Source organism: Thermofilum sp. (genome assembly GCF_038871435.1).
Lineage (GTDB): Archaea > Thermoproteota > Thermoprotei > Thermofilales > Thermofilaceae > Thermofilum > Thermofilum adornatum.
This window is the reverse complement of sequence record NZ_JAVZIC010000007.1, coordinates 54,118-62,177: the sequence shown is the minus strand read 5'-3', so window position 1 is coordinate 62,177 and position 8,060 is coordinate 54,118. Positions and strand designations below refer to the sequence as shown.

Below are 8,060 nucleotides of genomic sequence, written 5' to 3'. Positions count from 1 at the left end.
GGGGGGGGCAAAACAGAGAGGTGCAGAGACAAGATTGCAGTTGAGGAGGAATACGAGCTTTATATAAATGGGTCCAGGCAGGCTTCGTACATGTGTTCTCCAAATAATATAGAGGAGCTGGCCTACGGCTTCCTAGCAGAGCGGAGCTCAAAGCCTAAGTCTCCTACACAAATAAGGATTGAGAATGGAAAGATAAAGGTGGATGAAGAGCTGGTTGAGGCGGTCTTCACGAGGAGGGAAGCCAGGTTCCCTGTCGAAAAGATAATTTCTGCTGTCGAGGCTTTGTACACTAGGGGTTCGGCTTTTCGGGAAACGGGGGCTTTTCACTGTGCGCTTTGCTTTATGCCAAGCGGCGAAGTATTGTTCCATGTTGAGGACGTTAGCAGGCACTGTGCCGTGGACAAGTGTATAGGGTTCCTGGCAAAGTCAAATATTGAACCCTCAGCTGTGGGATTTGCCGTGTCCTGTAGGCTCACAAAGAGCATCGTCGAGAAGCTTGCCTCGGTGGGGGTAAGGCTTGTAGCATCAAAGGCGGCTCCCACCCTTCAGGGAATACAGGTCGCCGAGCAGAACGGTATAACTCTGATAGGCTTCGCTAGGAATAATAGGTTCAACATTTATACGCATCCAGAAAGAATAATTTTTTGACCAAGAGAGGGAGCCCAACTATAACTTGTTTCTACCCAGTTTCATGGCTAGAGAGCTCCACTTCTCTTAGAAGGAGCCTAATAGCCCCGTGTAGTACCTGGAGCTCTTTCTCGCCTAGACCCGTATCCTGTATCTCTGCAAACCTGTGACCACAGTTCTTACAGACATAGACCCTTACAGAGCTTCCAGGGGCAACATAGACCTCGAAGTTGCCGCGTCCCTGCCTCCCACAGCTTGGACAAGTATATGGCTCGATATCTTTTTCGTGGCCACATATGCATCTGGCTTTTGTCTCCCTAGAAATATACGTGAGTTCGGGCTTTTCGCGAACAAGAATAAGTGTCGGCTTCTGGCATAAGTTGTGCCTCGCGGTTCAATGCTTCTCGAAGTCCGTGCAACTGCTTTTCTATAATATCTTTTGGTTGTAGCATAGGCATTAATGATAATAATGATGAATCTTAAATATCATTTATGTACATGTATTTTAATTAATTGTATTAAAAGCCGATATTTTCCATTGAAAATAACGACGTCCTGCATTAAAAAATTTTTAAAGCCAAAAGTGTTAAATACAGGTAAAATAAAAATATATTGATAGAAATATGCAACCCGGAGCACAGATAGCTTTTACTCCTCCTCCGCCGCCGCGTCAAAGACCAACTGGAATAACTGTCCTTGCCCTACTCAACTTTATTGGTGGAGGACTAGCAATCCTATTAGGGATAGTTTTCATTGCTGCCGGACCTATAATGGCACAAATCGCATCGGGCCTGCCACCAATATTTTCTGTTTTAGTTGGTGCCCTAGGAATAGGCTTCCTCATCGCTGGTTTGATAGGGCTCGTGGTTGGCTGGGGGCTTTGGACGGGCAAGGGATGGGCATGGTGGCTAACAGTGATCCTTGAAGCGTTGGGGCTTCTAAGCGGATTGGCTGGAACAGCCAGGGGAGACCCCACGTCGCTTATCGGATTGTTGATCGCTGCCTTGATACTTTGGTACATGTTTAAGCCGCACGTGAAGGACTTCTTCGGGGTCAAGGTTTCCTTCAGTACCTAAAACAATTTTTTTTCTTTCACTTTTTACACGTTAATTTAATTTCTATGCTTATCATTGACTCTTGGGGCTCATATTGTCATATGAATACAGGCTGAGTGTGCCTTCAGAGCCCGTAGACATAAAGGCAAAGATAAAGACTCTTCGCTCCGCGCTGGGCCCGGGCGAGGAAGGAGACAATCTAGCCGTGTGGACGGGGAACATATTGGCAAGGTATCTTTGGAGCCACTGGGGCGAGACGCTTAGGCACGAGGGTGTGTCTTGGCAGATGTTTATGTCTATGCTTAAGGAGGCTACCGGTTTTATAGTTCAATGGGCTTTACGGGACGCTATAGCGTGGGACGAGCTCATCAGGAGAATAATTGAGACGCTGGAGAGAAAGAAGAAAAGCGACATCACTAGGTTTCTTGCTGGCCTTTCTTGACAAAGCTGGCTATGAGCTCGCTGTACTTTTCAGGAGTATAGATGCCCAAGAGTTTCCCACTATACATCCGGGCAACTCTGTCACAGTTCCATATAAGCTCGAGGTTGTGGGTAACCATTATTATTGTCATTCCTAGCTCTCGGTTAAGCCTCTTGAAGAGATCCATAACTATTTGGCTGTTCGCCGCGTCGAGGTTCCCTGTCGGCTCGTCCGCTAGCAAAACCCTTGGGCTACCAACGATGGCTCTAGCAATTGCTACTCTTTGTTGTTCTCCACCGCTTAGCTGTGTTGGGTACTTGTATGCAAGCATCTCTATCCCGACTGTCCTCAGCGCTTCCAGGGCTAGCCTCCTCCTCTCGGCCTTAGGCATACCGCGCTTCACTAGTGGTAGCTCTACATTTTCGAGGACGTTCAGCCTAGGTATAAGGTAGAAAAGCTGGAATACGAAGCCAACAGTCTTGTTCCTGTACCTGCTCAGCTCAGAGTCGCTCCTTATTGCCGTCAGCTCTGTACCGTCGACATATATCTTGCCCCTCGTGGGCCTGTCTAGGCCCCCAATCAAGTGCAACATAGTTGTCTTCCCGCTACCGCTTGGACCAACTATTGCGAAGAACTCGCCCTTCCTGACTGTCAGCGAGACTCCTCCCAGCGCTATTGTCTCGCTAGGTGGTTTACCGTAGATCTTCCAGACTTCCTCGAGCCTGATAATTTCACTCATACCTCAACGCCTCTACAGGGTTCAGCGAAGCGCCCCTCCTTGCAGGTATGAATGCCGCCAAAACATTTGAAGCAAGTGGTAGAAGGGCGGCCAGCAGAATGGTGTTCAGAGACAAGACGGGGGAAATTACTATTCCGAATGCAGAGACCTTCATGAAGTTGGAAGCCATATAGGCAAGGGAAAGGCCGATGAACACGCCTATCGAGGAGACGATTGCAGTCTCTAGAAGGAAAATTATCAAGATGTCTCTGCTTGTATATCCAAGCGCCTTGAGGATGCCTATTTCCTTTGTCCTCTGGGTCACGCTTATCGTCGTGCTGTCAAAGATCCAGAGCGCCGTCACGCCCATCCCAACCGCAGATATAATTGCAACAAATGCTTGTAGCGCGCCTACAAGCATGGTAAACTGTTTCACCATGGCCGCGGCAGAGATGATTCTTGCACCTGGCGGAGCCAGAGCCCTAATGTTCTCGGTGATCGCGTCTAGCCTGTTGAGGTCATCTACTAGGACTATGGCTACTGGATAGTTCCTCGTTTTACCTATAAACGTGAAGTAAGCGTCGGGGTCCATGTAGATTGTTGCTGTCTGGAACTCGTGCCCCATAGACATGGAGGAGCTTGTCTGTTCAAGGAGGCCTGTGACAAACAGCTGGATCGTTTTTCCGCTAACCCTCACTGTAAGAGTCGACCCGACATCAAGTAGCTTCCTGCCGGTTCCCGGGTCCATCCAAAGGTTATATGAGGCTAAGACCCCCAGCCCTTTTGGAAAGGATTCGCCCTCAGCTACAGCTTTCCTCATGTCTGACACGCCGAGGTATCTCGGCAAGAAGTCTGGATCTACAGCTACTATGCTTACTTGTTGCTCCCCTTTCTCGGTATAAACAGTTCCAGAAGCCATGAGGATGCCATGTGCGTTCCTAACGCCAGGTATGCTTTTGAAGTAGGCTATGTCTGCATCTGTTAACCCGGTTGGTCCACCTATAACAAATACACTATCTGCCGCTATGGTTGACTGTAGCTGCTCGACAAATGCTTTCTGGAAGCTTTCCCCAACCCCTAGAGCGAGGCTTAGGGCAAGAACGGCTATAAGTACTCCGAGAACGGCTCCTACGGCTCTTCCCTTCTTTTCCTTGATGCTTGTATAGGAAATATAGAAATAGTCAGACAGGTTCATTAGCTAACCCCTACTTTTTAGCCCTTCTCCTATATGCGGCAAATGCAACCGCTACAATGATTATTAGTGTAAGGGCTATGAGTAAAGAATTGTCTCTGAAATTGGAGGCTTGCTGAGTAGAGCTACTTGTTGTAGCCGGGGAGACATTTATTAAGACTGTTCTTTCGGTGTTCATGACTCTGCCATAGGCATCCCTGTATGTTACAATGAATTTTACCTCCTGGACTCCTTCCAGTGTAGCCTTGAAGCTGAATGGTAGAGACGTTAAGACCTGTGGATTGAGCTGTCCCAGATACGTGTAGGTTGACCTTAGAGGTGCTAGTCCCTGAGATGCCGTTGCAGAAACGTTTACTCCGTATACTGGGAAAGAGCCGTCGTTTATGAGTCCCACTGCGACAATGACGTTTCCCCCTACCTGCGGGCTCTGTGGCACAATGTCTGTCGAAGTTATTGTTACCCTAGAGGTTTGTGCAATATAGAAGGAGAATGTTCCAGCCGTATTTACGACTCCGCCGCCTTCAACAGTGTATAGGGCCTGGTACGAGACAGTCTCGCTGCTTGAGGCCGTCGTTGGGACAGACACGGAAATCGGTATTGTTTTTACTTCTCCTGGCCGGAGATCACCGATGCTGAGCATTGCCGGAGAAATGCTTAGCGGGCTTTTTTGGAGGCTCAGTATAATGTTAAGGTTCTTTATTGGAACGTTTCCAGCATTTATCACCTTTAGGTTGACGTTGGAGGCCTGGCCCGAAGCGAGGACAGACGGCTCGGGGACTACGAGTATGCTTTGGCCTGTTGTTGCATAGAATGGGATTTGGAGGGAAGATGTCTTCTTGTTTCCCATACAGTCAGTGTAGCTGAGTGTTACTGCTAGAGATGGAAAGTTGCTTTGAGGAATAATTTGTAGGGGCAGGCTCTTTTTCATGCCGGGATCTAGCCGGCCAACCTCTAGTACCGTGGGTATCGACGTGTTAAGCAGTAGGGAGCCTTGGGGAATAATCGTAATCACTAAATTGTCAACGCTACTTTGTCCACTGTTCACGACCGTTAGGAAGACAGGGTTAACAGAGGACAAATACGTGGGCTGTGGATTCAGGGAGACCTGTAGCTGTTCTCCCCAGCAAGCCGTGAGAGTCGTGTCTAGAGATGTTGTCCCACCGTATCCTGTATTCATTTTTAGGGAATCGTCCCACGAGTCGCTCCAGGAAATAACTATTTCGCTCTGGCAATTGGAACTTAGCTTGGTTGTGTCCACTGTGAAGGTAGCAATTTTCTGTGTTGATGGACGCCAGGAACCCAAGCTAACGGGGTCCGTTGTATATGTAGAGTTGCCGCAGGTAATCTTTAGTTGCATGGATGAGCCTAGCAAGGTATATGTTCCAAAATACGAGACTGTTACCTGTACAACGCTGGCGGGATAGCTACTGTCCAGTACATTGATGCCTTCCAAGGTAAAGACAACGACCTTGCTCCCGAGGGTACCCTTGGTCACCGGTTGAGAAAAAGTTGAGACGGAGATAACGAGAAGCACGGCAGTGGCTATGGCAGCAAATCTGTTTTTGTTTTTAAGCGTCCACATGTTAATCGGACCTTATCGTTTACCGATATTAATATATTTATCGTTACTGCGCAGAAGACGAAAGCTTAGCAAGTTCTTCAACTATTTTCTTTAGTTTTTCTCTCGACTCGGCCGATACCTTCAGTGCCAAACCTGACTCCTTGAGGTATTCAACGTAGCCCTCTATTATACTCAAGACATCCTCCAATGTCTCAGGTTGCCCAGGCATGCACATCTTCTCGAGCTCTAGTCTTCCCTTGTCTGTCAAATAGTAGACCTTTTGCCATCCCTTCTCCTCGTGCCTCACAAGCCCATTCTTTTCTAGGAGCTTTAGTGTTGGATATACGGCTCCAGGAGAAGGTTTCCAGAAGCCAAGCGTCATTGCTTCTATTTCTTCGATTATCTCGATTCCTGTCATGGGACGTCTCCGTAATAGGGATAGGATTGTTAACGTGAGAGGATTTTTCGCAAATCTACCCATGAATATGTGCATATCAGTAACCGATATGTTTTACCTATATAAAGTTTTTCCATCTAGATGAGACCTCACAAATCCTTTCTCGCAACTATTTCAGCGATGCTTGGGAATCTTTCCAGTTCCCGATGAGGCAGTTGTAACGCATAAGCGAATTCTTTGTTGAAGAGGGGATCCAGGGAGAGCTCGAAGTATCTTGCTCGCTTGGCAATTATTTCTGCTTCTTCGCGTGCCTTTCTCGAAAGTAGTGCTAGATCAGCGCCAGCTATCGCCGTGTTACCAACGAATTTTATCTTTTCCAGCTCTACGTCTGGGATCATCCCGACAACCTTCGCGTGGAATGGGTCTATGTGGTAGCCGAAGGAGCCGGCAATGAGAACCTCGCTAAGGTTTTCTGGATCCAGTTTTCTTCTCTTTAATGCTATCGATATTCCCGCATATATCGCGGCCTTTGCAAGCAGGAACTCGCTAATGTCCTTTTCCCACAACACTATGTTTTTCCCAATGCTTGTCTCGTTGCTCCAAGCAATTACATATCCGCGGCCCTTTTCGTCTCTGATAAGTCTCTCAGTTGCCGATCCCCCGACAAATTTTCCACGCTTATCTATTATGCCCCGCAGGAATAGTTGGGCAACAGCGTCTATAATTCCAGAGCCGCATATGCCGCTCGGAGGGGCATTGTTTATGGTTCTGTATTCTACGTCTCCACCCTCATCAATTGTTACCCTTTCTATCGCCCCCTCAACAGCCTTCATCCCGAAAGTTATGTGTCCCCCTTCTAGGGCTGGTCCAGATGGCGTGGAGCAAGTTACATAGTCCTCAGCGTTTCCTGCAAATATATCAGTGTTTGTACCTATGTCCACCAGGAGAATGTCTTCGCTTTTTTCGACGAGACCTATTGCGAGGGCGTCTGCAACTGCGTCTGCACCAACATAGCCTGCTATCACTGGCAGTACAGTTACCTTTCCACGCCTGTTTATCTTCAGGCCGACTTCTCGAGCTTCAAGACTATAGCTCCTAGTGATTACGGGTGTAAACGGAGAGGAGGACAGGTAGCGGGTGGGCAGGCCCAGGAAAAAGTGGTGCATAGCCGTGTTGCCAACGATTACTGCCTCGTATATGTCCTCGCTGGAAACACCTGCCTCTGAGACAACTTTCTCGATTAGGCTATTTATTGCGTCTATCAAAAGCCAGTGTAGCCGTTGCAAATTCTCGGGGCCGATGTTTGCATAGGACATCCTCGACATTATGTCTTCTCCATAGCTAAGCTGGGGGTTCTCTGCGAAGGCTACTCTCTCAATCTTGCCATTTTCAAGGTTTACGAGGTGAACAACAATCTTCGAGGTGCCTATGTCTACGGCCAGCCCGTAAACGGGTCGCTGGCTTGTTGTCTCTTCTATCGAAACTATCTCGTTGCCCCAAAGCACGAGGGATAGGCTCCAGTTGCTGTTTCTTGCTTTGTTGGGTAAATCTCTTAAGACGTCCAGGGAAGCCTTCACGTCGTTTGTCTCTAGCACTTTTCTTAGTGTGTCTGCTAGTCTCTCGTAGTCGCTTCTAGGGTCCTCTAGGCTGGGAGCTCTGAGAACAACCTTTATCCTTTTGACTAATGGGTCTAACGTAACGTTTCTCATGTATCCTTCACTGACAATCTTTCTCTGTGTAGGTTTGGCCCTGCTTTCCGGGGGGACAAAAACGACGATGTCCCCGTCTTCGATAATCCTTGCCTGGCAGGCCAGCCTGTATCCCTTCCTGGCTTCGTCTAAGGTTAGAAACTTTTCCTCGCTCCTCGTGAGAGGATTCAGAGATTCTTGTCCCCTTACTATCAATACCTTGTCTTTGCCGCATGCCCCGAAGCCTCCGCAGAGGGATTCGAGAATGACGCCGGTGTCTCTGAGGACTTGGAGTAGTGTCTGGCCCCTATGGGCTGGAATTCTTTTTCCCTCGGGCTCTAGGATGATCTTTGCCATCGATATCTTGGGGAGAGACTTCTTGCTGGAAACTCTTAAAGGTT

At 48.2% G+C, this 8,060-nt stretch carries 8 protein-coding genes; 3 read left to right on the top strand and 5 right to left on the bottom strand.

The window, feature by feature from the left end:
- From QXT17_RS08540 to QXT17_RS08530, 3 genes are all read left to right on the top strand, one after another.
- Nucleotides 1-648, top strand: a 648-nt coding sequence (locus QXT17_RS08540) for a formate dehydrogenase accessory sulfurtransferase FdhD (protein ID WP_342815816.1), incomplete at its 5' end; no start/stop codon positions are given.
- A gap of 602 nt (nt 649-1,250) precedes the next feature.
- Complete coding sequence (locus QXT17_RS08535; RefSeq protein ID WP_020963350.1) at nt 1,251-1,703, top strand: hypothetical protein; 453 nt, start codon at nt 1,251-1,253, stop codon at nt 1,701-1,703.
- Nucleotides 1,704-1,776: 73 nt separating this feature from the next.
- Complete coding sequence (locus QXT17_RS08530) at nt 1,777-2,124, top strand: hypothetical protein (protein ID WP_148682173.1); 348 nt, start codon at nt 1,777-1,779, stop codon at nt 2,122-2,124.
- Here QXT17_RS08530 and QXT17_RS08525 read toward each other — a convergent pair.
- Genes QXT17_RS08525 through QXT17_RS08505 form a run of 5 tightly spaced genes read right to left on the bottom strand, consistent with a single transcriptional unit; the run spans nt 2,099 to nt 8,016 of the window.
- The gene (locus QXT17_RS08525; RefSeq protein WP_020963352.1) at nt 2,099-2,842 is read right to left on the bottom strand and encodes an ABC transporter ATP-binding protein; all 744 of its coding nucleotides are present in this window, start codon (nt 2,840-2,842) and stop codon (nt 2,099-2,101) included. The two genes, QXT17_RS08530 and QXT17_RS08525, sit on opposite strands and share 26 nt — an antisense overlap.
- Nucleotides 2,835-4,016 (bottom strand): ABC transporter permease, encoded by a 1,182-nt coding sequence (locus tag QXT17_RS08520; protein ID WP_020963353.1) that lies wholly within the window; start codon nt 4,014-4,016, stop codon nt 2,835-2,837. The genes QXT17_RS08525 and QXT17_RS08520 overlap by 8 nt, the downstream gene beginning before the upstream one ends.
- Before the next feature lie 10 nt (nt 4,017-4,026).
- A complete protein-coding gene (locus QXT17_RS08515) occupies nt 4,027-5,595 on the bottom strand; it encodes a COG1361 S-layer family protein (protein ID WP_020963354.1) in 1,569 nt (522 codons plus the stop codon).
- A 43-nt stretch (nt 5,596-5,638) separates the two neighbouring features.
- Nucleotides 5,639-6,067: a PadR family transcriptional regulator gene (locus QXT17_RS08510; protein WP_020963355.1), complete on the bottom strand. Its 429-nt coding sequence runs from the start codon at nt 6,065-6,067 to the stop codon at nt 5,639-5,641.
- 53 nt (nt 6,068-6,120) lie between these two features.
- Nucleotides 6,121-8,016 carry an ASKHA domain-containing protein gene (locus QXT17_RS08505; RefSeq protein WP_020963356.1) on the bottom strand — a complete coding sequence of 632 codons (1,896 nt, stop codon included), beginning with the start codon at nt 8,014-8,016 and terminating at the stop codon, nt 6,121-6,123.
- Nucleotides 8,017-8,060 lie beyond the last annotated feature (44 nt).

Excerpts from the sequence above, each read along its gene's own strand:
- QXT17_RS08535 (WP_020963350.1), top strand. The coding sequence starts at position 1,251 with ATGCAACCCGGAGCACAGATAGCTTTTACTCCTCCTCCGCCGCCGCGT.
- QXT17_RS08525 (WP_020963352.1), bottom strand. The coding sequence starts at position 2,842 with ATGAGTGAAATTATCAGGCTCGAGGAAGTCTGGAAGATCTACGGTAAA.
- QXT17_RS08520 (WP_020963353.1), bottom strand. The coding sequence starts at position 4,016 with ATGAACCTGTCTGACTATTTCTATATTTCCTATACAAGCATCAAGGAA.
- QXT17_RS08515 (WP_020963354.1), bottom strand. The coding sequence starts at position 5,595 with ATGTGGACGCTTAAAAACAAAAACAGATTTGCTGCCATAGCCACTGCC.
- QXT17_RS08510 (WP_020963355.1), bottom strand. The coding sequence starts at position 6,067 with ATGCACATATTCATGGGTAGATTTGCGAAAAATCCTCTCACGTTAACA.
- QXT17_RS08505 (WP_020963356.1), bottom strand. The coding sequence starts at position 8,016 with ATGGCAAAGATCATCCTAGAGCCCGAGGGAAAAAGAATTCCAGCCCAT.